24 protein-coding genes are annotated in these 25,322 nt (G+C 65.0%); 12 read left to right on the top strand and 12 right to left on the bottom strand.

What is annotated here, in order from left to right; translation table 11 throughout:
• Positions 1 to 7: 7 nt before the first annotated feature.
• The 3 genes from metA to recQ all read left to right on the top strand — a co-directional run bounded on the left by metA (position 8) and on the right by recQ (position 3,973).
• A complete protein-coding gene (gene metA / locus AX729_RS00775; protein WP_061019988.1) occupies positions 8 to 1,006 on the top strand; it encodes a homoserine O-succinyltransferase MetA in 999 nt (332 codons plus the stop codon).
• A 105-nt stretch (positions 1,007 to 1,111) separates the two neighbouring features.
• Positions 1,112 to 1,855 carry a polysaccharide deacetylase family protein gene (locus AX729_RS00780; protein WP_061019989.1) on the top strand — a complete coding sequence of 248 codons (744 nt, stop codon included), beginning with the start codon at positions 1,112 to 1,114 and terminating at the stop codon, positions 1,853 to 1,855.
• A 252-nt stretch (positions 1,856 to 2,107) separates the two neighbouring features.
• Positions 2,108 to 3,973 carry a DNA helicase RecQ gene (gene recQ, locus AX729_RS00785; protein ID WP_061019990.1) on the top strand — a complete coding sequence of 622 codons (1,866 nt, stop codon included), beginning with the start codon at positions 2,108 to 2,110 and terminating at the stop codon, positions 3,971 to 3,973.
• 192 nt (positions 3,974 to 4,165) lie between these two features.
• Here recQ and AX729_RS00790 read toward each other — a convergent pair whose 3' ends face one another.
• Positions 4,166 to 5,179 (bottom strand): 1-aminocyclopropane-1-carboxylate deaminase, encoded by a 1,014-nt coding sequence (locus tag AX729_RS00790; protein ID WP_061020017.1) that lies wholly within the window; start codon positions 5,177 to 5,179, stop codon positions 4,166 to 4,168.
• Positions 5,180 to 5,343: 164 nt separating this feature from the next.
• Here AX729_RS00790 and AX729_RS00795 point away from each other — a divergent pair, with 164 nt between their 5' ends.
• The 3 genes from AX729_RS00795 (at position 5,344) to AX729_RS00805 (ending at position 7,749) form a co-directional block, all read left to right on the top strand.
• Entirely contained in the window at positions 5,344 to 5,808 is a 465-nt protein-coding gene (locus AX729_RS00795; RefSeq protein WP_061019991.1) for an Lrp/AsnC family transcriptional regulator, read from the top strand.
• Positions 5,809 to 5,914: 106 nt separating this feature from the next.
• Complete coding sequence (locus AX729_RS00800; RefSeq protein WP_061019992.1) at positions 5,915 to 7,078, top strand: PLP-dependent cysteine synthase family protein; 1,164 nt, start codon at positions 5,915 to 5,917, stop codon at positions 7,076 to 7,078.
• A gap of 110 nt (positions 7,079 to 7,188) precedes the next feature.
• Entirely contained in the window at positions 7,189 to 7,749 is a 561-nt protein-coding gene (locus AX729_RS00805) for a carboxymuconolactone decarboxylase family protein (protein WP_061019993.1), read from the top strand.
• A gap of 64 nt (positions 7,750 to 7,813) precedes the next feature.
• On the opposite strand, the gene AX729_RS00810 is transcribed toward AX729_RS00805, so the two are convergent.
• The gene (locus AX729_RS00810; protein ID WP_061019994.1) at positions 7,814 to 8,683 is read right to left on the bottom strand and encodes a hypothetical protein; all 870 of its coding nucleotides are present in this window, start codon (positions 8,681 to 8,683) and stop codon (positions 7,814 to 7,816) included.
• Positions 8,684 to 8,892: 209 nt separating this feature from the next.
• Between AX729_RS00810 and AX729_RS00815 the strand changes: the two genes are divergently transcribed.
• Positions 8,893 to 9,138, top strand: coding sequence for a hypothetical protein (locus AX729_RS00815; RefSeq protein WP_061019995.1), 246 nt, complete (start codon positions 8,893 to 8,895; stop codon positions 9,136 to 9,138).
• A gap of 9 nt (positions 9,139 to 9,147) precedes the next feature.
• On the opposite strand, the gene AX729_RS00820 is transcribed toward AX729_RS00815, so the two are convergent.
• Positions 9,148 to 10,083, bottom strand: a complete 936-nt coding sequence (locus AX729_RS00820) for an alpha/beta hydrolase (protein ID WP_061019996.1) — start codon at positions 10,081 to 10,083, stop codon at positions 9,148 to 9,150.
• Between the two features lie 147 nt (positions 10,084 to 10,230).
• Between AX729_RS00820 and AX729_RS00825 the strand changes: the two genes are divergently transcribed.
• Positions 10,231 to 11,118 carry a branched-chain amino acid aminotransferase gene (locus AX729_RS00825; RefSeq protein WP_061019997.1) on the top strand — a complete coding sequence of 296 codons (888 nt, stop codon included), beginning with the start codon at positions 10,231 to 10,233 and terminating at the stop codon, positions 11,116 to 11,118.
• Positions 11,119 to 11,124: 6 nt separating this feature from the next.
• Here AX729_RS00825 and AX729_RS00830 read toward each other — a convergent pair whose 3' ends face one another.
• Together AX729_RS00830 and phaR are read right to left on the bottom strand one after the other, a co-directional pair.
• A complete protein-coding gene (locus AX729_RS00830) occupies positions 11,125 to 11,742 on the bottom strand; it encodes a class I SAM-dependent methyltransferase (RefSeq protein ID WP_061019998.1) in 618 nt (205 codons plus the stop codon).
• Between the two features lie 42 nt (positions 11,743 to 11,784).
• The gene (gene phaR / locus AX729_RS00835; protein WP_061019999.1) at positions 11,785 to 12,375 is read right to left on the bottom strand and encodes a polyhydroxyalkanoate synthesis repressor PhaR; all 591 of its coding nucleotides are present in this window, start codon (positions 12,373 to 12,375) and stop codon (positions 11,785 to 11,787) included.
• Between the two features lie 303 nt (positions 12,376 to 12,678).
• Here phaR and AX729_RS00840 point away from each other — a divergent pair, with 303 nt between their 5' ends.
• From AX729_RS00840 to yddG, 3 genes are all read left to right on the top strand, one after another.
• On the top strand, positions 12,679 to 13,857 hold the full coding sequence (locus AX729_RS00840) for an acetyl-CoA C-acetyltransferase (RefSeq protein ID WP_061020000.1): 1,179 nt from the start codon (positions 12,679 to 12,681) through the stop codon (positions 13,855 to 13,857).
• A gap of 252 nt (positions 13,858 to 14,109) precedes the next feature.
• Positions 14,110 to 14,835: an acetoacetyl-CoA reductase gene (gene phbB / locus AX729_RS00845; protein WP_061020001.1), complete on the top strand. Its 726-nt coding sequence runs from the start codon at positions 14,110 to 14,112 to the stop codon at positions 14,833 to 14,835.
• A gap of 141 nt (positions 14,836 to 14,976) precedes the next feature.
• Positions 14,977 to 15,846, top strand: a complete 870-nt coding sequence (yddG, locus tag AX729_RS00850; RefSeq protein WP_061020002.1) for an aromatic amino acid exporter YddG — start codon at positions 14,977 to 14,979, stop codon at positions 15,844 to 15,846.
• Between the two features lie 6 nt (positions 15,847 to 15,852).
• On the opposite strand, the gene AX729_RS00855 is transcribed toward yddG, so the two are convergent.
• Positions 15,853 to 16,275: a cupin domain-containing protein gene (locus tag AX729_RS00855; RefSeq protein WP_061020003.1), complete on the bottom strand. Its 423-nt coding sequence runs from the start codon at positions 16,273 to 16,275 to the stop codon at positions 15,853 to 15,855.
• Positions 16,276 to 16,298: 23 nt separating this feature from the next.
• Positions 16,299 to 17,066, bottom strand: a complete 768-nt coding sequence (gene gloB, locus AX729_RS00860) for a hydroxyacylglutathione hydrolase (RefSeq protein WP_061020004.1) — start codon at positions 17,064 to 17,066, stop codon at positions 16,299 to 16,301.
• Positions 17,067 to 17,174: 108 nt separating this feature from the next.
• Here gloB and AX729_RS00865 point away from each other — a divergent pair, with 108 nt between their 5' ends.
• Positions 17,175 to 17,921: a methyltransferase domain-containing protein gene (locus AX729_RS00865; RefSeq protein WP_061020005.1), complete on the top strand. Its 747-nt coding sequence runs from the start codon at positions 17,175 to 17,177 to the stop codon at positions 17,919 to 17,921.
• A 127-nt stretch (positions 17,922 to 18,048) separates the two neighbouring features.
• On the opposite strand, the gene AX729_RS00870 is transcribed toward AX729_RS00865, so the two are convergent.
• The 5 genes from AX729_RS00870 to AX729_RS00890 form a co-directional block, all read right to left on the bottom strand.
• Positions 18,049 to 18,831, bottom strand: coding sequence for a DUF4167 domain-containing protein (locus AX729_RS00870; protein ID WP_061020006.1), 783 nt, complete (start codon positions 18,829 to 18,831; stop codon positions 18,049 to 18,051).
• A gap of 465 nt (positions 18,832 to 19,296) precedes the next feature.
• Positions 19,297 to 20,178 (bottom strand): peptide chain release factor N(5)-glutamine methyltransferase, encoded by an 882-nt coding sequence (gene prmC, locus AX729_RS00875; protein WP_061020007.1) that lies wholly within the window; start codon positions 20,176 to 20,178, stop codon positions 19,297 to 19,299.
• A gap of 3 nt (positions 20,179 to 20,181) precedes the next feature.
• Positions 20,182 to 21,267, bottom strand: a complete 1,086-nt coding sequence (prfA, locus tag AX729_RS00880; protein WP_061020008.1) for a peptide chain release factor 1 — start codon at positions 21,265 to 21,267, stop codon at positions 20,182 to 20,184.
• Between the two features lie 56 nt (positions 21,268 to 21,323).
• Complete coding sequence (ptsP, locus tag AX729_RS00885; protein ID WP_061020009.1) at positions 21,324 to 23,591, bottom strand: phosphoenolpyruvate--protein phosphotransferase; 2,268 nt, start codon at positions 23,589 to 23,591, stop codon at positions 21,324 to 21,326.
• Positions 23,592 to 23,963: 372 nt separating this feature from the next.
• On the bottom strand, positions 23,964 to 25,220 hold the full coding sequence (locus AX729_RS00890; RefSeq protein ID WP_061020010.1) for an aspartate kinase: 1,257 nt from the start codon (positions 25,218 to 25,220) through the stop codon (positions 23,964 to 23,966).
• Positions 25,221 to 25,322: the final 102 nt, after the last annotated feature.

Below are 25,322 nucleotides of genomic sequence, written 5' to 3' on the forward strand. Positions count from 1 at the left end.
CGGCGCCATGACGATCTTGATCGAGAGAGATCAAGTCATCGACGGCCCGGCGCTGGTGCCGGCCGCGCACGATCTCGCGCGCGACGCCGGCGTCGAACTCACCATCGGGCTCGTCAACAACATGCCGGATCCCGCGCTGAAGGCGACCGAGCGCCAGTTCAAGAAACTGCTCCAGGCTGCCGCTGGTCCGCGCCGTATCCGCTTCCACTGCTTCTCGCTACCCAGCGTGAAGCGGTCGCCGGAAGCAAAGTGGCATGTCGAGAGCGAGTATTCCGACCTTTCGGATCTCGAGCGCGGGAAGTTCGACGGGCTGATTGTGACCGGCGCAGAGCCGATCGCGCCTGAGCTCGACCAGGAGCCATATTGGCGGGACCTGACGAACCTCATCGACTGGGCCAAGGCCAACACACGCTCGGCGATCTGGTCATGCCTTGCCGCACATGCCGCGGTGCTGCATCTCGACGGTATCGAACGGCGGCGGCTGCCGGCCAAATGTCACGGCGTTTTCGATTGCGAAGTCGTGGCGAGCGATTCGCTGACCCGTGCTGCGCCTGCACCGTTCAAGGTCTCGCATTCCCGCCTGAACGAGATCGCCGAAAGCGACCTCGTACAGGCCGGTTATCAGGTGCTGACTCGCTCCGGCCAAGCCGGCGTCGACGTCTTCGTTCGCCAATATGCCAGCCGCTTCGTGTTCTTCCAGGGCCACCCGGAATATGACGCGCTGTCGCTCCAGCGAGAATATCTGCGTGACATCGGCCGCTATCTCGCGCGGGAGCGCGAGACCTATCCGCGACTGCCGGTGAGCTATTTTGACGCAGCGACGGAAGAGAAATTGACTCGCTTCGAAAAGAAGGCGGCACACCAGCGACATCCGGCGCTGACCAACGAACTGCCTGGATTGAACCTCCGCGCCGATATCGGGGCTGGCATTGCCGCGGCGGTGCTGTTCCGCAATTGGTTGCGCTATCTCGGCGCGGGCTCGGACGCGCCGGTGGCGGCGCGCTAGCCGAAACGATCTTGGTGCCCCGTTAGGATTACTCAGGCGTTAGGCTTGCCTCGGCCTGGGCGCGAATGTTTCAGTACAGACACGGAATCACAGGAAACTCAGTTCGTGTTGTCGGCACTCCAGGGACGCGTGAGCAATCGGCTGGCCCGGCATTTCCGTGCCGCGCCGCACCGACTGCCCGCGCATGCGCCGATGGTGAGCTTCACTTTCGACGATGCCCCCGATAGCGCCGCAAGTGAGGGCGCCGAGCTTCTGGAGCAACATGGCGGCCGCGGCACCTATTACCTCGCCGGCAGCCTGATCGATCGTCCTTCGGACCATTGGCGTGGACTGTCGAACGAGGCAATCGTGCGACTTCACCGCGCCGGGCACGAGATTGCCTGCCACACCTTCTCGCACCGGTGCTCGGCCAATCTGGACGAAGCTGCGATGGCTCGCGAGATCGATCGGAACCGCAGTCATTTCCGCGCTATCGATTCCTCGATCAAGCTGGAGAACTTCGCCTATCCCTATGGGATCGCCTCGGTCTGGCGCAAACCGCAACTCGCAAAGGCCTTCCGTTCCGCGCGCGGCATCCTTCCCGGCGTCAATCGCGACGTCATCGACCTCCAATTCCTGCGCGCCTCGCCGCTCGTGAATTGCGAGATCGATCCGGCGGGCGTCGATCGCTATTTCGACGAGGCGGTCGCAAGCGGCGGGTGGCTGATCTTCTACGGCCACGACGTCGCCGATATGCCAAGCCCGTTTGGCTGCACGCCGCGCCTGATGCGTCATGCACTCGAGGCCGCCGGCAAGCGCAACATGCCGATCGTGACGGTCGCAGAGGCGTTGCGACGGATCGGAGCGTAGCTGCTGCCCTCCTTCTCCCCTTGCGGGAGAAGGTGGCGCGAAGCGCCGGATGAGGGGTATGTCTCCGCAGAACAAGCTCCATCGAATCCGAGGATAGATACTCCTCACCCGTCTCGCCGCTATCGCGGCGAGCCACCCTCCCGCAAGGGGAGAGGGGAAGAGAAGCGCCTGCCCCGCAAACAGTCTTGCCACGCCCGCGCCGCCATGCGACTGGCCTTGTGACGAAACTCACGGCACGATGCTGTTCCGCCCATGCCCGCTCCTTCCACCGCTCCGCTCCCTGCGCCGGCCGCCGGCCGCGACGCGCTGTCGGTGCTGCATTCCGTGTTCGGCCTGCCCGGCTTCCGCGGCGCGCAGGGTGAGATCATCAAGCACGTCACGGATGGCGGCAATTGCCTGGTGCTGATGCCGACCGGCGGCGGCAAGTCGCTGTGCTACCAGCTTCCGTCATTGCTGCGCGAAGGCTGCGGCATCGTGGTCTCGCCGCTGATCGCGTTGATGCGCGACCAGGTGGCCGGCCTGATCGAGGCGGGCGTGAATGCGGCCGCGCTGAACTCGTCGCTGACGCCGCAGGAGGCTTCCGACATCGAGCGGCGCCTTCTCGCGGGTGATCTCGACCTGCTCTATGTCGCGCCGGAACGGCTGGTCACGCCGCGCTGCCTGTCGCTGCTGACGCAGGCGAAGGTGGCGCTGTTTGCGATCGACGAGGCGCATTGCGTCTCGCAATGGGGCCATGATTTCCGTCCCGAATATGTCGGCCTCTCCGTCATCGCCGAGCGGTTTCCCGACGTGCCGCGCATCGCGCTGACCGCGACCGCCGACGAGCTGACGCGCAAGGAGATCGTCGAGCGGCTTCAGCTCACGGGCGCGCCGCAATTCGTGTCGAGCTTCGACCGGCCCAACATCCGCTACGAGATCGTCGACAAGCGCAACGCGGTGTCGCAGCTGAAGGAACTTATCCGCGAGCGCCACGCGGGCGATGCCGGCGTCGTCTATTGCCTGTCGCGAAACCGGGTCGAGGAGGTCGCCGCCGCGCTTCAAGACGCCGGCATTGCGGCGCTGCCCTACCACGCCGGGCTCGACGGCGGCGTGCGCTCGCGCAACCAGGACCGCTTTCTCAACGAGGACGGCATCGTCATCGTCGCGACGGTGGCGTTCGGCATGGGAATCGACAAGCCCGACGTGCGCTTCGTTGCACATCTCGACCTGCCCAAGAGCATCGAGGCCTATTACCAGGAGACGGGGCGAGCGGGCCGTGACGGCAAGCCGTCGACGGCCTGGATGGCCTACGGCCTCTCGGACATCGTGCAGCAGCGCCGCATGATCGACGAGTCCAATGCCTCCGAAGAGTTCAAGCGGGTGTCGATCGGAAAGCTCGACGCGCTCGTCGGCCTTGCCGAAACGCCGCACTGCCGGCGCCGGCGGCTGCTCGCCTATTTCGGTGAGATCCTGCTGAGCGAAAGCTGCGGCAATTGCGACAATTGCCTGACGCCGCCCAAGATGCGCGACGGCAAGGTGCTGGCGCAGAAGCTGCTCTCCTGCGTCTATCGCACCGGCCAGCGTTTTGGCGCGATGCATCTGATCGACGTGCTGGTGGGGCGGTTGACCGAGAAGGTGACGCAGTTCGGCCACGACAAGCTGTCGGTGTTCGGCATCGGCCGCGAGCTCAACGAAAAGCAGTGGCGCACGGTCCTGCGCCAATTGGTGGCGATGGGGCATTTGCAGAGTGACAGCGAAGCATTCGGTGCGCTGAAGCTGACGGACTCCTCCCGCGGCGTGCTGCGCGGCGAAACGGAGGTCTGGCTGCGCGAGGAGGCGCCCGCCACGCGCATCCGCTCGAGCCGGGCCAAGTCCCGCCGCGGCGACCTCGCGCCTGCTGCGGGTGCGCCGCAAGGCGATGTCGATCCAGAGCTGCGTGCGCGCCTGCGCGCCTGGCGTTCAGACGTCGCGCGCGAACGCGGCGTCCCGGCCTATGTGGTGCTGCACGATGCGACGATCGACGGTATCGTCCGGGCCTGGCCGACGACGCTGGACGAACTCCGCACCGTGCCGGGGATCGGCGACAAGAAGCTCGAGCATTACGGCGACGAGCTGCTGCAGATCATCAGGACAAGGTAGCAAGCCATAAACTCCGCCGTCACCCGGACAAGCGAAGCGCAGGTCCGGGATCCAACCATAGGCCGATGTGGTGACGGCAGGCTGGCAACTACTAGCCTTCAAAACTGTTGCCGGCGTGTGGGTCCCGGATCAGCGCTTCGCTGCGCTTGTCCGGGACGAGAGCTGTGTATGAGGCGAGAACTACGGCTTCATTCACCCATTCCTGAACGCATAGGCATACCCGTTCAGTGCGGGCGCGCCGCCGAGATGGGCGTAGAGGATCTTCGCGCCCTTCTCGAAATAGCCCTTCTTCGCAAGATCCATCAGGCCTTGCATTGACTTGCCCTCATAGACGGGGTCGGTGATCATGCCTTCGAGCCGCGCGGTAAGGCGGATCGCCTCCTTGGTCTCCTCCGACGGCACGCCATAGGCGGGATAGGCGTAGTCCTCGATCAGCACGACGTCATCGGCGACCAGCTCCTTGCCGAGTTCGACGAGCTCAGCGGTGTTCTGCGCGATCTCGAGCACTTGCGCCTTGGTCTGCGCCGGCGTGAAGGACGCGTCGATGCCGATCACCTTCCGGGCACGGCCGTCGGCGGCGAAGCCGACCAGCATGCCGGCATGGGTCGAGCCGGTGACGGTGCAGACGACGATGTAGTCGAACTTGAAGCCGAGCTCGGCCTCCTGCTTGCGCACCTCCTCGGCGAAGCCGACATAGCCGAGGCCGCCAAACTTATGCACGGAGGCGCCGGCGGGAATTGCATAGGGCTTGCCGCCCGCTGCCTTCACCTCCTCGATCGCCTGTTCCCAGCTCTTGCGGATGCCGATGTCGAAGCCGTCGTCGACGAGGCGCACGTCCGCGCCCATGATGCGCGACAGCATGATGTTGCCGACGCGGTCATAGACCGCGTCCTCGTGCGGCACCCAGGCTTCCTGCACCAGGCGGCACTTCATGCCGATCTTGGCCGCGACCGCGGCGATCATGCGGGTGTGGTTGGACTGCACGCCGCCGATCGAAACCAGCGTGTCGGCGTTCGAGGCGATGGCATCGGGAATGATGTATTCGAGCTTGCGCAACTTGTTGCCGCCATAGGCGAGGCCGGAATTGCAGTCCTCACGCTTGGCGTAGACCTCGACCTGGCCGCCGAGGTGTTTTGACAGCCGCTCCAGCTTCTCGATCGGCGTCGGGCCAAAGGTCAGCGGATAGCGTGCGAATTTGTCCAGCATCATTGGTCATCCCCATTTGGCGGTGGCGTCTGGGGAACGGAGCTAGCATCGCTCCGGAAGAATGTGCTCTCGAATATCGGGTCGATACTGCCGGTCAGTTGCATAAATGGCTTCAGTAGGGCAGATTTCTTCCGAATTATTCCATACTAGTGAAAGCTTCTTTCATGGCGCCTCGGCTTGATCGTGTCGACCTTAAGATATTGAGATTGCTACAAAATAATGGGCGCCTCAGTAACGCCGAGTTGGCCGGGACGGTCGCGATCAGCCCCGCTACCTGCCATCGCCGCACCCAGCGCCTGTTCGAGGACGGCTTCATCGCGACCGTGCGCGCCATGGTGGCGCCGAAGAAGGTGGCAAAGGGCACGCTGGTGATGGTCGGCGTCGTGCTCGACCGCTCGACGCCGGAGAGCTTCGCGACCTTCGAGCGGGCAATTGCGAAGCTCAGATGCGTGCTCGACTGCCATCTCGTGGCCGGCGATTTCGATTACTTCCTCAAGATCCGCGTCGGCGACATGGAGGATTTCAACCGCATCCATGGTGAGCAGCTCATTGCGTTGCCCGGCGTACGCCAGACCCGGACATTCTTCGTGATGAAGGAAGTCGTCGACAACGCGCCGCTGGAGTTTTGAGCAGAAGCGTTCTCCAGCGAAGTGGAAACCGGTTCGCGTCATAAAACGCGTCAAATCAAAACCCGGCGCACTTGAAGCGCGATCCGCGCCATGAGAGATTCCTGCGATGCAGACGTCCCCCTTCCGCCAGCATGATCCGGCCGGGCCGGCCTATCGGCGCGGCTGGGTCGACGAGGCCGTGGCTGCGATCGAGGCCGACCAGTGCCGCACCGCCGACACCCATCTGATCCGGTTGATCGTGCCGGCGCTCTCCGGCATCGACATCTATCTCAAGGACGAGTCCACACATCCGACCGGCAGCCTGAAGCATCGCCTCGCGCGTTCGCTGTTCCTCTATGCGCTCTGCAACGGACACATCGGCGAAGGCACGCCTGTCGTCGAGGCATCGTCGGGATCGACAGCGGTGTCGGAAGCCTATTTCGCGCAGATGATCGGCGTGCCCTTCTACGCCGTGATGCCGCGGACGACCTCGGCGGAGAAAATCGCCGCGATCGAGCATTATGGCGGCAACTGCCACCTGATCGACGACGGCCGCGCGCTGTATGCGGAAGCCGCGGCGCTCGCAGCCCGTCTGAACGGCCATTACATGGACCAGTTCACCTTCGCCGAGCGCGCCACCGACTGGCGCGGCAACAACAACATCGCCGAGTCCATCTTCACCCAATTGCAGGGCGAACCGCGCCCGCTGCCGGACTGGATCGTGATGGGCGCCGGCACCGGCGGCACCTCGGCGACCATCGGGCGCTATCTGCGCTATCGGCAATATCCGACGCGGCTGTGCGTTGCCGATGTCGAACATTCCGCCTTCTTCGACTGCTTCCGCTCGCAGGACCGCTCCCGGGTCTGCGACCGCCCATCGCTGATCGAGGGCGTCGGCCGGCCGCGCTGCGAGCCGTCCTTCGTGGCGGGGGTGGTCGATCGCATGATGAAGGTTCCGGATGCGGCGACGATCGCGGCGATGAACGTGCTGTCGCGTCGGCTGCGCCGCGCGGTCGGCGGCTCCACCGGAACGAACTTCCTTGCGCTTTGCCGGCTCGCCTCGGAGATGCGCAAGGCAGGCGTGACAGGTTCGCTGGTGACGCTGATTTGCGATTCCGGCGAGCGCTACCGGCAGACCTACTACGAGCCGGCATGGCTGAAAACGCGCGGCCTCGATCCGGCGCCGTTCGAGGCGGCCTTGTCGTCTTTCCTCGCGACAGGCGAGCCGTTGGCGCTCGAGGTCGATGACGTCGTCAATCGGCAGAACGTAGGAAGCCCCGCCGCGTCATAGCTGCGTCTTCCTGTCGTTTCTTCAAATTGGCACGGCCGTCACGGCAACTTCACTTGCGCTGTGCATGCATGCAGGTGACGGTTGCCACTTCTCAACGAGGAGATCCCACCGTGCGCCTTCCCATTCTCGATCCCAAGGATCTGACCGACGAACAGAAGCCGCTCTATGACGACATGCGAGCCGGCATCAAGGGCCACTTCAAGGGCTTTGTGAACATGCGCGACGACGGCGCGTTGCTCGGGCCCTGGAACCCCTGGATTCGCGAGCCGCGCTTCGGCAAGCCGGTGTGGGAGCTGGTCAAGGCGGTCGCGTCGAAACCGCTGCTACCCGCGCCGGTGCGTGAGGTCGCCATTCTCGTCACCGGCTCGCATTTCCGGTCCGGTTACGAGCTCTATGCTCATGTGCTGGTCGCCGAGCAGCGCGGCCTCTCCGACGAGAAACTCGCGACCATCGTCGCGGGGCAGCGGCCGGTGGACCTCACCAGGCAGGAGGCGGTCGCCTATGACATGGCATCGGCCCTGGTCAGCGGTGGCGTGTTGCCGGAGCTGACCTATCGCGCGGCAGTGAAGGAGTTCGGCGAGCACGGCGCGGCCGAGCTGTCCTATCTGGTCGGCGTCTATTGCATGGTGTCGGTCACGCTCAACACGTTCGACGTGCCGGTGCCGGATTAGCAGCAGCTTTGTATCGGTTGGGCACGATCCTCTCGCAACCGCTGCGACTTCTCGGGGATCATGCTCAGTTGCGCACGGCGTAGAGCGGCGTGCGCAACGTCAGCTGGTAGGAGGCCTTCGGCGTCCACGCGATCTGCGCGGTAATGCCGAACAGGCGGTTGTCGTTGTCGTCCATGCGGTCGAGGTCGAGCCGCAGGACCGGATGGGTAAAGGACTCCGCCAGCGCCCGTCCGGCGAATTGCGCACCGCCGAACGACTGCATGCCGAGGCGCCCGGTGAACTTCCAGTTGCTCGGCCATTGGTAGTAGCCGCCGGCATAGAGGATCGTGTTCGGCCGGATGCTGGCGAACGGGCTCGCGATGGCGGTGGTCGTGTACTGGATGCCGGCCAGCCAGCCCCGTGTCTCGTCCTCGTCGAGCGCGTAGTCGAATTCCAGGATGTTGTTGAACGAGTTCGTCATGCCCTGTTCGTTCGGCACCGACTGCGTCAGGGTCGATTGCAGCGTGATGGTCGGGATCTTCCCGCCATTCTGCTGGTAGAGATCGGCCTGCACGCCAATGTTCCAGCTCGTGATGTCGAAGGACGACCAGCCGCCGCCGACGTCGATCGTCGAGCCCGACACGCCGCCATAGAGCGAGACGCGGTCGCTGACGTCGACGGTCAGCGGCAGGTCTACGGCAATCGACTTCGCCGCCGGCAAGCCGTTCGGCAGAGTTGCGCCGCCCCGCAGCGCCAGGGCTTGAATGGCGGACGACACTGATGTGTTGCCGAAGCCGAGCCCGAGCGTGCCCGCCGGGACCATCGCATAGATCGTGCGCAAGTCCAGATAGATGTTCGGGATCGCCGGCTTTGCCGTTTTGTCGTCATCGGCCTCGGCGAAGGCGGCGCTTGCCGAAATCGTCAGACAGGCCAGCCCCGTCGCGACAGCGCGCAAAGCCGGACGGTGCGATAGGCTGCGACTTGACACGTGACAATCCATGGGCCCGTGGTGACGTAATCGTGTGCCAGTTGGAACTTGATCGCTGCCGCGGTCAAGCGCTATCCGCAATGATGGACTGCATCGATGGGCGCGGTTACCCTGTCCTTATAGCACCGACGCTCTCGACGGCCAGAGTGCAGGCCGGATAATGGAGGACGACAGCCATGAACACGTCACGCCGCATCGTGCTCGCCGGAATGGCGGGCCTCGCCGTCGCTCCGGCCTCCGTGGCGGCTGTTCCGGCCCCGATGCTCAATGACGTAACGGTTGCCGAAGAGCGCTTCGCGCGCATGATCGCCGCCGCGCACGCGCCCGATATCGGCTGCGCGCGGCAAGCCGAACGTTATGCGGACACGCATTGGCCGGAATATGTCGTGGCAGCCAAGGCGGTTCTCGACGCGCGCGTGTGACGCGCGCTCTCACGTCTTCACTGCCCTCCGCACCTGCTCGCCGATCTGCGACAGCACGAGCTGCGCCTGCGGCAGGATCGCGCCCATGGCGTGGAAATTGTGAACCATGCCGTCGTGGCAGACATGCTCGACGGCGACGCCCGCGGCGAGCAGCTTGCGGGCATAGGCATTGCCTTCGTCGCGCATCGGGTCGAATTCGGCGGTATGGATGATCGCGGTCGGCAGGCCCGTGAGTCGTGTCGCGCGCAACGGCGAGACGCGGGGATCGGCGGTGTCGACGCCGTCAGGCAGATAGTCGGAAAGGTCGGCTTCGATCGTGACGCGATCGATCAGGTGGCCCTCGGCAAATTCCTCGCGCGAGGGCGAGGTCGCCTCGAAGTCCAGCACCGGGCAGATCAGGCATTGCGCGGCGATGGAAAGGCCGGCGGTCTGCACCGCCTGCTGGCAGACGACCGCGGCGAGCGTGGCGCCGGCGGAGTCGCCGCCGATCACCAGGCGGTCCGCGTCGATGCCGAGCGATGCCGCCTCGCGCGCCACCCATTCGGTGCCGGCGATCGCGTCGTCGACGGCGGCGGGAAATCTGTGCTCGGGCGCGAGCCGGTAGTCGATCGACACGAGGCGGCAGCCTGTGGCATGCGCCAGCGCTGCCGCGATGCGGTCATGCGTGGCAATGCTGCCGGCGACGAGGCCGCCGCCGTGAAAGAACACGAAACCCGGCGCGATCTCCCCGGCGCTCGCCGGCGTGTAGAGGCGATAGGGCATCGCGCCGCCGGGACCGGGCAGCATCCCATCGGACGTCGTCACATCCGGCGCCTCGGCACGCGCGAACTGCATCAGCTTTGCCAGCGATTGCCGGCGCGCCTCCACGCTCGGCCGGCTCCGCGCCTGCGGCCCAGCCGCAGCCATCATGGTCAACAAACGCTTTGCGAGCGGATCGAGCGGCATGGCGGCCTCCGTATCATTATCCGCATTATAGCCGGTTTGGCCTGCTTTAACCCAGTGCCCCCAAAGGGGGAGAGTGGCTCGTCCCCGCAGCAAATCATTTAGAAGTTGGGGCAATAGTGCCCGGATATTTCCAAGGGGAGGCCGGTCATGGCCGAGATCAAGAAGCCCATCGTCTACTCGCCGAGCTGGACCTTCTTCGAAGGCAAATGGCACGACGGCAATGTGCCGATCATGGGGCCGCGCACGCATGCGGCCTGGCTCGGCTCGATCGTGTTCGACGGCGCGCGCGCGTTCGAGGGTGTTGCGCCCGATCTCGACCGCCACGTCGCCCGGGTCAATCAATCAGCGATCAATTTTGGCCTGAAGCCGGTGGTCGATACCGGCGCCTGGCTCACGCTCGCGCAGGAAGGCATTGCTCGATTTGCGCCTGATGCCGAGCTCTATATCCGTCCGATGTACTGGGCACAGAACGGGAGCGGCGGCGGCGTGCTGTTCGACCCCGAGACCACCAATTGGTGCCTGTGCATCTACGAGGCGCCGATGCCAAAGCCGGCCGGCAACGCGATCACGCTGTCGCCCTTTCGCCGGCCGACGGCCGAATGCGCCCCGGTCGAGGCCAAGGCGGCCTGCCTCTATCCGAACAATTCGCGCGCGCTCGCCGAGGCCGCCGCGCGCGGCTTCAACAACGCGCTGATGCTCGACATGCTCGGCAACGTCGCCGAGTTCGGCAATTCCAACGTGTTCATGGCCAGGGACGGCGTGGTGTTTACGCCGGTGCTCAACGGCACCTTCCTGAACGGCATCACGCGCCAGCGGGTCATCAGCCTGCTTCGCGGCGACGGCGCCACCGTGGTCGAGAAGACGCTGCGCTATGCCGATTTCCTGGCCGCCGACGAGATTTTCTCAACCGGCAATTTCGCCAAGGTCGCGCCCGTGATCCGCATCGACGAGCGCGAGCTGAAGCCCGGCCCGTTCTATGCCCGCGCGCGAAAACTCTATTGGGACTTTGCGCACGACGTGAAGCTCGCCGCTTGAGAGGCGTTAACCGCTCCTCCGAAACCGGCTGAACTGAAAGGCCTGCGTCGAGGCCCAGGGCGTATGATGCGTCTCGCTGCGAGTCTCGATCAGCGCGAACTCCGGCCCGAGCTCCGCCGCAAGGCTGGCACTGTCATGGCGCTGCACCGGCAGGCCGCTGCATTTCTCGGGACCATCGGGTGCAAACGTCGCAATGATGACGTGGCCGTCAGTTGCAAGCGCCGACCGCAGGCGCTCGACATAAGCGGCCCTGTCGCGGGGATCTGTCAGGAAGTGAAACGCGGCGCGGTCGTGCCAGACGTCATAGGTCTTCGCCGGCTGCCATGACGTGGCGTCGGCAACCATCCAGTCGACCATCGAAGCAGCTTCGCCGATCCGCTTCTTCGCCGCGTCAAGCGCATTGGCAGAAAGATCCAGCACGGCAACGTCGCGATATCCGTCCTGCAGCAACGCATCGACCAGTCTCGATGCTCCGCCGCCGATGTCGATGATGGCCGCGTCATGATTGGGATTGGCAGCGCGGATCATCTCGAGCGAGGTCGCCGGGCTGTCCTGGTACCAGCTGACCTCGGCTTCGCCCTTGGTGGCGTAGACATGGTCCCAATGGGTGCTTCGGTCAGACATGGCTCGTCCTCCCGCTCGCTGACGCCGGCGCGAATGGAAAGACTACTCGTCCTTCTTCGACATCCGCTCCAGACGTTCCTGCATTTCCTTCATCTGCTGGCGCAGGTCGTCGATGTTGCTGTCCTTCGGCGCCTCGGCATTCGGATCGGGCTCCGGCTCTGTGGTGGTGGCCGGACGAGGCGCTGCGAACGGCTTGAACATCGAGAAGGTCTGCTGGAACAGCTCCATGTTGCGGCGGACTTGCTCCTCCAATGGAGCAAAAGGAGTTCCGGACAGCGTATTGGCGATCTGCTTGCGGAACTTCTCCTGCTCCTGGGTCAGGGTCGCGATCGACTGCTCCAGATATTTCGGAACCACCATCTGCATGCTGTCGCCATAGAAGCGGATGAGCTGGCGGAGGAAGGTGGTCGGCAGCAGGTTCTGGCCGGCCTTGTTCTCCTGCTCGAAAATGATCTGGGCGAGCACGGAGCGGGTGATGTCGTCGCCGGTCTTGGCATCATAGACCAGGAAATCTTCGCCATTCTTGACCATGGCGGCGAGGTCTTCCAGCGTCACGTAGGTGCTCGTTCCGGTGTTATAGAGCCGGCGGTTCGCGTATTTCTTGATGGTGGTGGGTTGGTCTGATTTCGCCATGGGCTCTCACTTGCAAACGCGGAGAACGGGAACCTGTCGGCAATGCCGCAGGGCGGGAAGAGTACGCAACGCAACAAAATAAGCATTTTCAAAGGGCTCACGCTACCGTTTTGTGCGGCACGGTTAATCGCAGAGCAAAATCGTGCTTGCGAAAGCGCCAAGAACGCTATTTTGAATGCGCTGCGGCATGAATTCGGTCGCCGTCCGATTGACATGCCTCAACGACGTTAACAGGATGCAAGCCGAGACTGGCGAGCCGTTTCCCCAGCCCCGTCTGCACCCAATCAACCCCAGGAGATGCCCATGTCAGACGATGTCGTCATCGTCAGCGCCGCCCGCACCCCGGTCGGAAGCTTCAACGGAGCGTTCGCGACCCTTCCCGCCCACGATCTCGGTGCCGTCGCCATCAAGGCCGCGCTTGAGCGCGCGGGCATCGAGCCAGGACGGGTCTCGGAGGTCATCATGGGTCAGATCCTGACCGCCGCCCAGGGCCAGAATCCGGCCCGCCAAGCTTCGATCGCCGCCGGTATTCCGGTGGAGAGCCCGGCCTGGGGCGTGAACCAGCTCTGCGGCTCCGGCCTGCGCACGGTCGCGCTCGGCTATCAGGCGCTCCTGAACGGCGATTCCGAAATCGTGGTCGCCGGCGGCCAGGAATCCATGAGCATGGCCCCGCACGCCCAGCATCTGCGCGGTGGCGTCAAGATGGGCGGCCTCGAGCTGATCGACACCATGATCAAGGACGGCCTCTGGGATGCCTTCAACGGCTACCACATGGGCAACACCGCCGAGAACGTCGCGCGGCAGTGGCAGATCACGCGTGCCCAGCAGGACGAGTTCGCGGTCGCCTCGCAGCAGAAGGCCGAGGCGGCACAGAAGGCGGGCAGGTTCAACGACGAAATCGTCCCCGTCACCATCAAGACCCGCAAGGGTGACGTCGTCGTCAGCGCCGACGAATATCCGCGTCATGGCGCCACCATCGACGCGATGGCCAAGCTCAAGCCCGCCTTCGAAAAGGACGGCACGGTCACCGCGGGCTCGGCTTCCGGCATCAACGATGGCGCGGCCGCCGTGGTGCTGATGACCGCGAAGCAGGCGGCCAAGGAAGGCAAGAAGCCGCTCGCGCGCATCGTGTCCTGGGCCCAGGCCGGTGTCGATCCGAAGATCATGGGCTCGGGCCCGATCCCGGCTTCGCGCGCCGCGCTGAAGAAGGCCGGCTGGAGCGTCGGCGATCTCGACCTGATCGAGGCCAACGAAGCCTTCGCGGCCCAGGCCTGCGCCGTCAACAAGGACCTCGGCTGGGACACCTCCAAGGTCAACGTCAACGGCGGCGCGATCGCGATCGGCCATCCGGTCGGCGCGTCCGGTGCACGCGTGCTGGTGACGCTGCTGCACGAGATGCAGAAGCGCGATTCGAAGAAGGGCCTCGCCACGCTGTGCATCGGCGGCGGCATGGGCATCGCCATGTGCCTGGCGCGCGACTGAGACAACCTGACACGTGACTGACGCGTGTCGTTTGCGGGTGCGCTGCACACATCGGTGAGTGCGTTGCACGCGACTAAAAAGGCAGCGGTTGCAACTCAAATATTCTTCGCAACCGCGCAAGCCTCGACTAAAGAGAAACGCCCGGCTCGACGCCGGGCGTTTTGTTCTTGATGTCCGTCAAACGTCCCGCATAATCCGCAGCTAAAAAGCGATCTCAGAAACGTCCGACGAGTCCAAGGGAAGGAATACGACATGGCACGTGTTGCATTGGTCACGGGTGGTACGCGGGGCATCGGAGCGGCGATCAGCAAGGCGCTGAAGGCGGCGGGTTACAAGGTTGCGGCGAGCTATGCCGGGAACGATGCGGCGGCGGAGAAGTTCAAGGCCGAGACCGGCATCGCCGTCTACAAATGGGACGTCAGCAATTTCGACGCCTGCGCCGAGGGCGTGAAGAAGGTCGAGGCCGATCTCGGGCCGATCGAAGTGCTCGTCAACAATGCCGGCATCACCCGCGATACCGCCTTCCACAAGATGACGCTCGAGCAGTGGAACGCCGTCATCAACACCAATCTCGGCTCGCTGTTCAACATGACGCGCCAGGTCATCGAGGGCATGCGCGCGCGCAAGTTCGGCCGCATCATCTCGATTTCTTCGATCAACGGTCAGAAGGGGCAGTTCGGTCAGGTCAACTATTCTGCGGCGAAGGCCGGCGATATCGGCTTCACCAAGGCGCTCGCGCTCGAGAACGCCAAGGGCGGCATCACCGTCAACGCCATCTGCCCCGGCTACATCAACACCGAAATGGTGCAGGCGGTGCCGAAGGACGTTCTGGAGAAGAACGTGATCCCGCAGATCCCGGCCAGCCGGCTCGGCGAGCCCGAGGAGATTGCGCGCGCGGTCGTGTTCCTCGCGGCCGACGAGGCCGGCTTCATCACCGGCTCGACGCTGACGGTCAACGGCGGCCAGTACATGGTGTGATGCGATCGCATCACGCGGGCTGATATTTCCTGCATCGTCATGGCCGGGCTTGTCCCGGCCATCCACGGCCTTACAACAGCCGTCGCCACGTAGAACGTGGATGGCCGGGACAAGCCCGGCCATGACGGAAACATTGGGCCGATGACTCCCCGGACGGCAACGCTGATCGGATTGACCGCGATCCTGATGTGGTCGCTGCTGTCTGTGATGACGGTGGCGACCGGAAAGATTCCGGCGTTTCAGCTCGCCGCGATGACCTTCGCGATTGGCGGTGTCGTCGGCCTGCTCACCTGGATCGGGCGGAGCGAGGCGGCGAAAAGCCTGCGTCAGCCGCTCGTCGTCTGGGTCGTCGGTGTCGGCGGCCTGTTCGGCTATCACGCGCTGTATTTTCTCGCGCTGCGCTTTGCGCCGCCGGCCGAAGCTGGCCTTCTGAATTACCTGTGGCCGCTGCTGATCGTGCTGTTCTCGTCATTCCTGCCGGGCGAGCGGCTGGCCGCGCATCACATCATCGGTGCCGTGCTTGGCCTTGCCGGCACCGTGCTGCTGTTCGCCGGCAACACCTCGGGCTTCGCGCCGGGCACGGTGCCGGGATTGATCGCGGCCTTCATCGCCGCTTTCGTCTGGGCAACCTATTCGGTGTTGTCACGCCGGTTGAAGGCGGTGCCGACTGATGCCGTCGCCGGCTTCTGTCTCGTCACGGCCGTGCTGGCCGCGCTGATGCATGGTGTGCTTGAAACCACGGTCTGGCCGGAGACCACGGTGCAATGGCTCTCGGTCATCGCACTCGGCATCGGCCCGGTCGGTGCTGCGTTCTACGCCTGGGACATCGGCATGAAGCGCGGCGACATCCGCGTGCTCGGCGCCGCTTCCTACGCGACGCCGCTGCTGTCGACCGGCTTCCTCATCGCGGCCGGCTTTGCCAAGGCCAGCGCCAACATCGCCATCGCCGCGATCCTGATCGCCGGCGGCGGCCTGATCGCGGCGAAGGACATGGTGCTGCGAAAGAGGTGAGGGGAGCTACGGCTCCCAGCCCCTTGGCGCGAGCTCGAAGCCTGCGAACTCGAATGCGGGCGCCACGGTGCAGCCGACCAGCGTCCACTCGCCGGTGGTCTCCGCCATCTGCCAGGCATTGGCCGGAACGATTCCCTGCGGCCGTTCTCCGCCGACGAGATCGGTGCCCAGCCGCACCTCGTGCTGCGAGCAGCCGTCATGGGCGATGCGCAGCATCAACGGGCTGCCGGCGTAATAGTGCCAGGTCTCGACCGCATCGACTCGATGCCAGTGCGAGCGTTCGCCGCGTGCGAGCAGGAAGTAGATGAGGGTCGAGCGCGAACGGCCGCTGGCGTCCGTGGCTTGATCGCGAAACGTCTCGCGGTAGTGCCCGCCTTCCGGATGAGGCCGGAGTTCGAGGCGAGCAATGATCTCGGCTGCGGTCGGCATCGATCCCCGTCAGGATTTGTTCTTCAGGACTTGTTCTTGCGCTCGCGCAATTCGCCGAACACCGCCGCGGCGTCCGCGCCCTTCATGTGCAGCTTGGCGGCGACCGCCGGCTCATCGGCGCGCAGGAACACGTTTGCGCGCTTCTCGTCGCCGAGCAGCGATGGAATGGTCGGCTTGTTCTCGGCCCGGAGCTTCGTCACTTCCGCTGCGCGCGCCTGGAGCGCCGCATTGTCCGGCTCGATGGTGAGCGCGAACTTGACGTTGGACGCCGTGTATTCGTGGCCGCAATAGAGCTTGAAGTCGTCGGGCAGGGCCCGCAGCTTCAACAGCGAATCCCACATCATCGGATAGGTGCCCTCGAACACGCGGCCGCAGCCGATCGAGAACAGCGTGTCGGCAGCGAATACAGTCTTCTCGGTGTCGAACACGTAGGAGATGTGGTCGAGCGTGTGGCCGGGCGTCTCCACGACGCGCGCCAGCAGATTGCCGATCTTCACCACGTCGGCATTGGCGACGCGCAGGTCGACGTTCGCAATCTTCGTCGTCTTGTCATGCGGCGCGACGACGCGGCAATTGTATTTCTGCTTGAGTTCGGCGACCCCGCCGACATGATCGCCGTGATGATGGGTGATCAGGATGTCGGTGAGCTGCCAGCCCTCGCGCTCCAGGGCCTCGAGGATGGGGCCTGCCTCCGGCGCATCGATCGACGCCGTCGCCTTGGTTTCCACATCGTGGATCAGATAACCGAAATTGTCGTTTAAACAGGTGAAAGTACGAATTTCGGCGGCCATGTCATCTCCATCGGGCTCAGCCCCGCCAGACAAATATGGCGTTAACGTTGCGCAGGCAATGCAATATTCGGCGCGCGGCGGCCGGCTCGCGCATGTTACATTGGCGTCATGACCATCGATGTCGTCGACCTCCGTGAGTTCTATTCCCGCCGTCTCGGGATCGTGGCGCGGCAAATGATCAATCGCGGCATCAGGGAGCGTTGGCCCGGCGCCGAGGGCCAGCGGGTGCTCGGCATCGGTTATCCCACACCCTATCTCGGACTGTTCCGCGAGGACGCCGAACGCTGCATCGCTTTCATGCCGGCGGCACAGGGCGTTCTGAAGTGGCCGACGGGACGGCCGGCGCTGGCCTCGCTGGTCGACGAATTCTCGTTGCCGCTTCCCGACGCCGCAGTCGACCGCATCCTCCTGGTGCACGCGCTCGAGATGTCTGACGATCCGGCGGCGCTGCTGCGCGAGGTGTGGCGCGTGCTGTCGCCGTCCGGGCGCGTGATCGCCGTGATCCCGAACCGGCGTGGGGTATGGACCCGCACCGACAGCACGCCGTTCGGCCACGGCCGGCCCTATTCGCGCTCGCAGATCACCGAACTGCTGCGCCAGACATGGTTCACGCCGACCGCCTGGGGCGAGGCGCTGTTCATGCCGCCCTATGCCGGCGGCTGGGTGCTCAAATCCGCGCAGATGTGGGAGCGTGCCGGTGCAGCCTTGTCGCTGCCCTTTGCCGGCGTCCATATCGTGGAGGCGACCAAGCAGGTCTACCGCGCGATCCCCGCCAAGCGCGAGCGCGCGCGGCTCATTCCCTCGCTCGCAAAGCCTGTGCTGGTCCCGTCCCAGACGACGGTCACGCGCAGCTAGCCTCACCTCTCGCGGCGGGAGATGTCATCCGTGCCCGCGGCTGCGAACGGCGCAATTGACGGACAGCACTAAGGACAAATCGTCCCGACGAGGTCGGGACGATTCATGTCGTAAGATCAGAAGAGGCTTACTCGCCGGGGGCGACTTCGTCGCTGGTCGCGGCCGGAGCCGCTTCGCGCTCGGGGCGCGGGCCATGCGGCCGGCGCCGCCGCCGCGGATAGCGCTCGCCGGTACCGCCGCCTTCGAAGCCGGCTTGGCCGCCATTCGCGCCGGCATTCACTTGCGGCTGCGCGCCGGTGATGAAGGAGGGCAGGCGATCGACGCCGCCGGCATCGGCGATGACGGGCTGCGGCTGGTTCGCGGGTAGCGGCTGCGGCTGATATTGCGGCTGCGGACGATGATCGCGTTCGCGGTGCTCGCGCGGCTGCTGGTTGTCGCGCTGATAGGGCTGCTGGCCTTCGCGTTGCTGATGATCGCGCTGGTGGTGATCGCGCTGGCCATCCCGATCGCGCGTGAAGGGCTGCTGCTGTGGCTGCGGGACGAAGCCCGGCTCCTGGCCGAAGGCCGAAAAATTCTCGCCGTCGTCCTCGCCATCGTCGCTGCTGCTGCTGATGGGCTCGTCGCCGCGCGGTTGCTGGCTCTGGCGGAACTGCTCCTGGGCCGCCGCGATCAGGCGGAAATAGTGCTCGGCATGCTGGTAGTAGTTCTCGGCTGCAACGGGGTCCCCGGAGGAGCGCGCGTCACGCGCAAGCTGGAGATACTTTTCGGCGATGTGCGAAGCGGTGCCGCGGATCTTGATGTCCGGTCCGTTGGACTCGTAGACCCGGGTCATCGGGTTCTGGCCGCGCCGGTTGTTGTTGTTATTGTTATTGCGGTTGCGCATCCGCTGCTTGTTCTGACCGTTTCTCATGTCCTGCCTTTAATTCCAGCCCTAAAGGTTGCACGCATTACTGATTGCTAGGAGTGCCTCGGTGAAGGCGGTTCACATCTCTCGCGCACACCGCGCGGGATGGCGGATCGAGCCCTGCCAATGTTCGCCGACCATCGCGTTCAACAAAGACGCGTTCCCCACCCGCCAGCATTCATTTGCCAGCGAACCCATTCATGTCGCTTGCCGAAACAAGCCCAGCTGTCTTGCGTAAGTGTTCAAGCGCAATATCTGGCTTTCGTTCACTTTGCGGTCGGAGAGCAGCGCAGCTCCACTGGCCATCGCGCTCAACAGGACCTGCGGCTAGGAACCTATAATCAGTAAAGCTCTCGCCCGAGAGCCCGGCTTTCGCCCGTAGGTGCGTACGGGGCCGGCACCGATGTGTTGAACGGAACGTAGTCGTTCCCAGGCGATATTCCAAGAGGTTTTTGCAGCCCAATCCGGCTTTTATGGGGGCATTTTTCGGGCCGAAACGGCCCGCGGGATGCCCGTCAGGTCGGCCTTGGGCGGCCGGTCCAGTGACAACGCGCCGCCCCTCATCAAGGTTTCAATGTTTTGGGCCTGGCCCTGTCCGGCCTCGACGATCAGGGCTCCGCCGGGTGCGAGCCGTTCGGCCGCCTGGGGGATCAGCGCGCGATAAGCGTCATATCCGTCGTTGCCGCCGTCGAGCGCCAGATGCGGATCGTGCTCGCGCACCTCGATGCTCAATTTCGGAATCTCGGCCGAGGGAATATAGGGCGGGTTCGACACGATGAGGTCGAACGGACCGCGCAGGGCCGCGGCGTAGGAGCAGACGACGAAGACGGCGCGGTCGGCGAGGCCGAGCGCCACAGCATTGGCTCGGGCGGTTCTCAGCGCGTTCAGGCTGAGATCGGTGCCGACGCCGAAAGCATCCGGAATTTCGTGCAGCAGCGCGAGCAGGATCGCGCCGGATCCGGTGCCGATGTCGGCGATACGCGGCGGATGCGATGCGTTCCGCTCGCGAAAAATCTCGAGCGCGAGCTCGACCACGGTCTCGGTATCGGGGCGCGGGACCAGCGTTGCTTCCGACAAGCGGAACGGCAGGCCCCAGAATTCGCGTGTCCCGAGAATGCGCGCCACGGGTTCGCCGGCGATGCGGCGCTGTGCATGCTGCGCGAGCCGCGATGCTTCGGCCGCGGTGAGGGGGCGGGAAGCCTGCGTGAGCAGGCCGGTGAGGTCGAGGCCGAGTGCCGCGCCCACGAGGATGCGCGCGTCGAGTTCGGCTTCGTCGAGCCGTGCCGATTTCAGTTGTGCGGCCAGTGCGCGCCGCGCGCCCTCGATGGATTGCCCGGTGAAGGGGTTGCTCACGCCTCAGGCCGCCGCGCCTTGCGCAGCGAGCTGTGCAGCCTGGTGCTCCGTCGTCAGCGCGTCGATCAATTCGCCCAGCGCTTCGCCCGCGATCACCTGCGGCAGCTTGTAGAGGGTGAGGTTGATGCGATGGTCGGTGACGCGCCCTTGCGGGAAGTTGTAGGTGCGGATGCGCTCGGAGCGGTCGCCGGAGCCGACCTTCTCCTTGCGCTCGGCCGAGCGCGCGGCATCGACCCGTTGCCGCTCGGCGTCGTAGATGCGCGAGCGCAGGATGTTCATGGCGGAAGCCCGGTTCTTGTGCTGCGAGCGGCTGTCCTGCATCATCACCACGATGCCGGTCGGGATATGGGTGATGCGGATCGCCGATTCGGTCTTGTTGACGTGCTGGCCGCCCGCGCCTTGCGCGCGCATGGTTTCGATCCGCAGGTCGTCGTTCTTGATGTCGACGTCGACGTCCTCGACCTCCGGCAGCACGGCCACCGTCGCTGCCGAGGTGTGGATGCGCCCTTGCGTCTCCGTATCGGGCACGCGCTGCACGCGGTGCACGCCGGATTCGAATTTCAGTTTCGAGAACGCGCCGCGGCCCTGCACCTCCGCGATGATTTCCTTGTAGCCGCCGACGGTGCCTTCACTCGCCGAGATCACCTCGACCTTCCAGCCCTGAAGGCTGGCAAAGCGCTCATACATCCGGAACAAATCGCCGGCGAACAGCGAGGCCTCGTCGCCGCCGGTGCCGGCGCGGATTTCCAGCACCACGTTGCGGTCGTCCATGGCATCCTTCGGCAGCAGCGCGACGCGGATCTTCTGGACCAGCTCCTCGATCTTTTGCGCCAGCTCGTCGCGCTCGGCCTCCGCCATGCCGCGCATGTCGGCATCGGTCGCGGGATCGGCGATCAGCGCCTCGGTATCCGCGAGCTCCTTGACGGCAGAACGATAGGCCTTGACCGCCTCGATCAGCGGCGTGATCTCGGCGAGCTCGCGCGTGATCTGCACATAGCGCTCGGAGGAGAGCTGTCCCAGCGATTCGGCCTCGAGCGAGGCGTGATGCGCGAGCAGAACGTCCAGTTTGGCTTCGGGAAGTGACGACATCGGTTCGGTCTCAATAGCGGCAAGAGGCGGGGCGGCGGGACGCGGCAACGGGCCCGCTACAAGGCCAGGCCTTCGGCCTCGGCAAATTCCGTCAGCTTCTGCCGGATCGAGACGCTGCCCGCGGGCGCGTCCAGCAACGGGCCGAGCACAGCTTCGGCCTTCTTGGCGTCGAGATCGAGCACCATTGCCTTGACCGGGCCGAGCGCAGTCGCCGAGAGCGACAGCGAGCGATAGCCCAGCGCGATCAGCGCCAGCGCGCCGATCGGCTTGGACGCCATCTCGCCGCAGAGCGAGAGCGACTTCTCGGCAGCGTACGCCTTGCGTGCAATGTCGCGCAGTGCGCGCAGGATCGGCGCAGACATGGTGTCGAAGCGCTCGGAGACTTTGGCATTGCCGCGATCGACCGCGAACATGAACTGGAACAGATCGTTGGAGCCGACCGAGATGAAATCGACCTTCTTCAGGAGCTCGTCGAGCTGATAGAGCAGGGCCGGCACCTCGACCATGGTGCCGATGTCGATTCTTTCCGGCAGCGTATGGCCGTGCTGGCGCAAATATGTCAGCTCGCGCTCGACCAGCGCCTTGGCCGCATCGAACTCGGCGACCTCCGAGATCATCGGGAACATGATGCGCAGCGCACGGCCGCCGCCGGCGCGCAAGAGCGCGCGGATCTGGCCGCGCAACAGGCCGGGACGGTCGAGCCCGAGGCGGATCGCACGCCAGCCGAGCGCGGGATTCTCCTCGATCACCGCTTCCATGTAGGGCAGCGCCTTGTCGCCGCCGATGTCGAGGGTGCGGAAGGTCACGGGCTTGCTGCCGGCCGCATCGAGCACGGTACGATAGAGCGCGAGCTGGTCGCTGGTGCGCGGCAGGCTCTGGCCGACCATGAATTGCAGCTCGGTGCGGAACAGGCCGATGCCGGCGCTGCCGGTTTCCTCGATATGCGGCAGGTCGATGGCCAGCCCCGCATTGATCATCAGCTCGACCTTCTGGCCGTCCTTGGTGACGCAGGGCCGGTCGCGTAGCGCCAGATACTGTGCCTGGCGTCGGGCGCGGAAGCGCACGCGTTCCGCGAAAGCGGCCTCGATCTCCTGCGACGGGCGCACATAGATCGAGCCTGAGGTGCCGTCGACGATGATGGCATCGCCGGGATCGGCGATGCCGGGCGCGTTCGGGACCTCGCCGACCGCGGGAATGCCGAGCGCACGCGCGACGATCGAGACATGGGAATTGGCGGTGCCTTCCTCCAATACGATGCCGCGCAGGCGCTTGCGGTCGTAGTCGAGCAGCGCCGCAGGGCCCATCGCGCGGGCGATGACGATGGCGTTGTCGGGCAATTGCTCGCGTGAAGGCGCATGATCCTGGCCGACCAGCTGCCGCATCAGCCGGTAGCCGAGGTCTTCCAGGTCGTGCAGCCGGTCGCGCAAATAGGGGTCGGTCGAGCGCAGCATGCGCGCACGGGTGTCGGACTGCACGCGCTCGACGGCGGCTTCCGCGGTGAGACCGGTGGCGACCGCCTCGTGCAGCTTGTGCGACCAGCCCTGGTCATTGGCGAACATGCGGTAGGCTTCCAGCACCTCGCGGTGCTCGCCGCCCTCGGCGACGTCGCCGCGCTCCAGCATGCGATCGAGATCGGCCCGCAGCTTGGCGAGCGCGGTGTCCAGCCGCTTGATCTCCTTCGGCAGGTCCTCGGCGATGTAGTCCTTGATGACGACGCGCGGCTCGTGCAGCACGACATGGCCGAGCGCGATGCCCTCGGACAGGATCGCGCCGACCTTCTGCGCGGAATGGCGCGCCGCCGGCTCCTGGCCCGGCTGGGCCAGCGCGGACAGCTCGCCCGAGGCGATCAGCTCGGCCAGCACCATCGCCGTGGTCTGGAGCGCCTCGAGCTCCTCCTCGACATAGTTGCGCTTGGCGCGGTTCTGCACCACCAGCACGCCGAGCGTGTTGCCGGCCCGCAGGATCGGCACGCCGAGGAATGAGTGATAGATTTCTTCGCCAGTCTCGGGGCGGAACGAGAAGGCGGGATGGCTCTGCGCGTCGCTCAGATTGAGCGGCGTCGCCTCGCTGGCGACGAGGCCGACCAGGCCCTCATGGGCGCTCAGCACGGTGTGGTGCACCGCCTCGCGATTGAGACCTTCGGTGGCGTAGAGCTCGAGCGTGTTATCGATGCGCAGCACGTAGACCGAGCACACCTCGGCCACCATGTTGGCGGCGATCAGCACCACGATCTTGTCCAGCCGCTCCTGGGCCGAGACCTGCTCCGCCATGGTTTCGCGGAGCCGTCTCAACAAGACGCGGGGACCTCCCGACGCGCTCCGCATGAACCGTCAATCTCCTCCGTCTGCCGGGCCCGGCGGTATCGGCCGGCGGCTGGCCCAAAATTCCAGAAAAACAACCAAATTGTTCGTCCGGCGCAGGCACAAGCCCAAAATCTACTTGAGATCAGCGCTTGTACCGAATCAGCGCCGCCTGAACTGGGGCACAGTCTGCGGCAGCCCACCCTGTTCGCCGTATAGCGAATTGAGGCTTGTTTTGCCAAGCAAAACGCCTGCCAAACGCGAAGGTGTGTACACCTTCGCGTTTGCTGCGACCGCTAAGAGAAAATTAGCCTAAGCATGGTCCGGAAAAGTGCGGAGCGGTTTTTCGAAAAGACCATGCTCAACAACAACGTGAAGCGTGGCCGCAGTCGCGCTTCAGGCCTGATCGAGGCCGTAGAGCGTATGCAGGGTGCGCACCGCAAGCTCGGTATAGGCCGCGTCGATCAGAACCGAGAATTTGATCTCGGAGGTTGTAATGGCCCGGATGTTGATGTTGCGTCCGGCGAGGGCCGAGAACGCCTGGGCGGCGACGCCGGCATGGCTGCGCATGCCGCTGCCGATCACCGAGATCTTGGCGACGTCGGTGGCGGTATCGAGCCGGATATAGCCGATCTTGGCCTTGGCTGCGGTAATCGTATCCTTGGCGCGAGTGTAGTCGGCGGCCGGCACCGTGAAGGTGAGGTCGGTGGTCTTGCCGTCCTCGGAAACATTCTGCACGATCATGTCGACGTTGATGTTGGCATCCGCCAGCGGGCCGAAGATCGAGGCCGCAACGCCGGGCTTGTCCTCGATCTGGCGCACCGAGATCTGGGCCTCGTCCTTCGAAAAGGCGATGCCGGTGACGACGTGGCTTTCCATGATCTCCTCCTCGCTGCAGATCAGCGTGCCGGGCGGCTGGTTGGCATGCGGGTCGATGTCCTCGGGCTTGTCGAAGCTCGAGCGGACGAAAATGGGCATGTTGTGGACCATGCCGAGTTCCACCGAGCGGACCTGGAGCACCTTGGCGCCCTGCGAGGCCAGTTCCAGCATGTCCTCGAATGCGATCTTGTCGAGCCTCTTGGCCTTCGGCACGATTCGCGGGTCGGTGGTGTAGACGCCGTCGACATCGGTGTAGATGTCGCAGCGGTCCGCCTTGACGGCGGCGGCGATCGCCACGGCCGAGGTGTCGGAGCCGCCGCGGCCGAGCGTGGTGATGCGGCCGGTCTCGGGGTTGATGCCCTGGAAGCCGGCGATGACCGCGACCTCCTTGCGTTCCTTGAAGCGCTTGATGATCTCGCTGCCGTCGATGTCCTCGATCCGGGCGGAGGCATGGGCGTCGCTGGTCTTGATCGGGATCTGCCAGCCCTGCCACGAGCGGGCCTGGATGCCCATGCCCTGCAGCACGATCGCGAGCAGGCCTGAGGTCACTTGTTCGCCCGAGGCGACCACGGCATCGTATTCGCGCGCATCGTGCATGGGCGAGGCCTCGGTGCACCAGGCCACCAGCTCGTTGGTCTTGCCGGCCATGGCGGAGACGACCACGGCCACTTCATGGCCGGCGTCGACCTCGCGCTTCACATGGCGTGCGACGTTGCGGATACGTTCGATGTTGGCGACGGACGTGCCGCCGAATTTCATCACGAGGCGGCTCATGACGACGCGTGCATTCCTTCATAAGGATCAGTATGGTGGCCCGCACTGGACGGGTGCCTCGGGGACACCGACCGCGCGTATACAGAGCGGCGGGGCCGGGGG

The sequence above is a fragment of the Bradyrhizobium sp. CCH5-F6 genome (genome assembly GCF_001556045.1).
Classification (GTDB): domain Bacteria; phylum Pseudomonadota; class Alphaproteobacteria; order Rhizobiales; family Xanthobacteraceae; genus Bradyrhizobium.

Bases quoted from the DNA above. Each gene is read 5' to 3' on its own strand.
- metA (WP_061019988.1), top strand. From the start codon at position 8: ATGACGATCTTGATCGAGAGAGATCAAGTCATCGACGGCCCGGCGCTG.
- recQ (WP_061019990.1), top strand. From the start codon at position 2,108: ATGCCCGCTCCTTCCACCGCTCCGCTCCCTGCGCCGGCCGCCGGCCGC.
- AX729_RS00790 (WP_061020017.1), bottom strand. From the start codon at position 5,179: ATGCTGGACAAATTCGCACGCTATCCGCTGACCTTTGGCCCGACGCCG.
- AX729_RS00795 (WP_061019991.1), top strand. From the start codon at position 5,344: ATGGCGCCTCGGCTTGATCGTGTCGACCTTAAGATATTGAGATTGCTA.
- AX729_RS00800 (WP_061019992.1), top strand. From the start codon at position 5,915: ATGCAGACGTCCCCCTTCCGCCAGCATGATCCGGCCGGGCCGGCCTAT.
- AX729_RS00815 (WP_061019995.1), top strand. From the start codon at position 8,893: ATGAACACGTCACGCCGCATCGTGCTCGCCGGAATGGCGGGCCTCGCC.
- AX729_RS00820 (WP_061019996.1), bottom strand. From the start codon at position 10,083: ATGCCGCTCGATCCGCTCGCAAAGCGTTTGTTGACCATGATGGCTGCG.
- AX729_RS00825 (WP_061019997.1), top strand. From the start codon at position 10,231: ATGGCCGAGATCAAGAAGCCCATCGTCTACTCGCCGAGCTGGACCTTC.
- AX729_RS00830 (WP_061019998.1), bottom strand. From the start codon at position 11,742: ATGTCTGACCGAAGCACCCATTGGGACCATGTCTACGCCACCAAGGGC.
- phaR (WP_061019999.1), bottom strand. From the start codon at position 12,375: ATGGCGAAATCAGACCAACCCACCACCATCAAGAAATACGCGAACCGC.
- AX729_RS00840 (WP_061020000.1), top strand. From the start codon at position 12,679: ATGTCAGACGATGTCGTCATCGTCAGCGCCGCCCGCACCCCGGTCGGA.
- phbB (WP_061020001.1), top strand. From the start codon at position 14,110: ATGGCACGTGTTGCATTGGTCACGGGTGGTACGCGGGGCATCGGAGCG.
- yddG (WP_061020002.1), top strand. From the start codon at position 14,977: ATGACTCCCCGGACGGCAACGCTGATCGGATTGACCGCGATCCTGATG.
- AX729_RS00855 (WP_061020003.1), bottom strand. From the start codon at position 16,275: ATGCCGACCGCAGCCGAGATCATTGCTCGCCTCGAACTCCGGCCTCAT.
- gloB (WP_061020004.1), bottom strand. From the start codon at position 17,066: ATGGCCGCCGAAATTCGTACTTTCACCTGTTTAAACGACAATTTCGGT.
- AX729_RS00865 (WP_061020005.1), top strand. From the start codon at position 17,175: ATGACCATCGATGTCGTCGACCTCCGTGAGTTCTATTCCCGCCGTCTC.
- AX729_RS00870 (WP_061020006.1), bottom strand. From the start codon at position 18,831: ATGAGAAACGGTCAGAACAAGCAGCGGATGCGCAACCGCAATAACAAT.
- prfA (WP_061020008.1), bottom strand. From the start codon at position 21,267: ATGTCGTCACTTCCCGAAGCCAAACTGGACGTTCTGCTCGCGCATCAC.
- ptsP (WP_061020009.1), bottom strand. From the start codon at position 23,591: ATGCGGAGCGCGTCGGGAGGTCCCCGCGTCTTGTTGAGACGGCTCCGC.
- AX729_RS00890 (WP_061020010.1), bottom strand. From the start codon at position 25,220: ATGAGCCGCCTCGTGATGAAATTCGGCGGCACGTCCGTCGCCAACATC.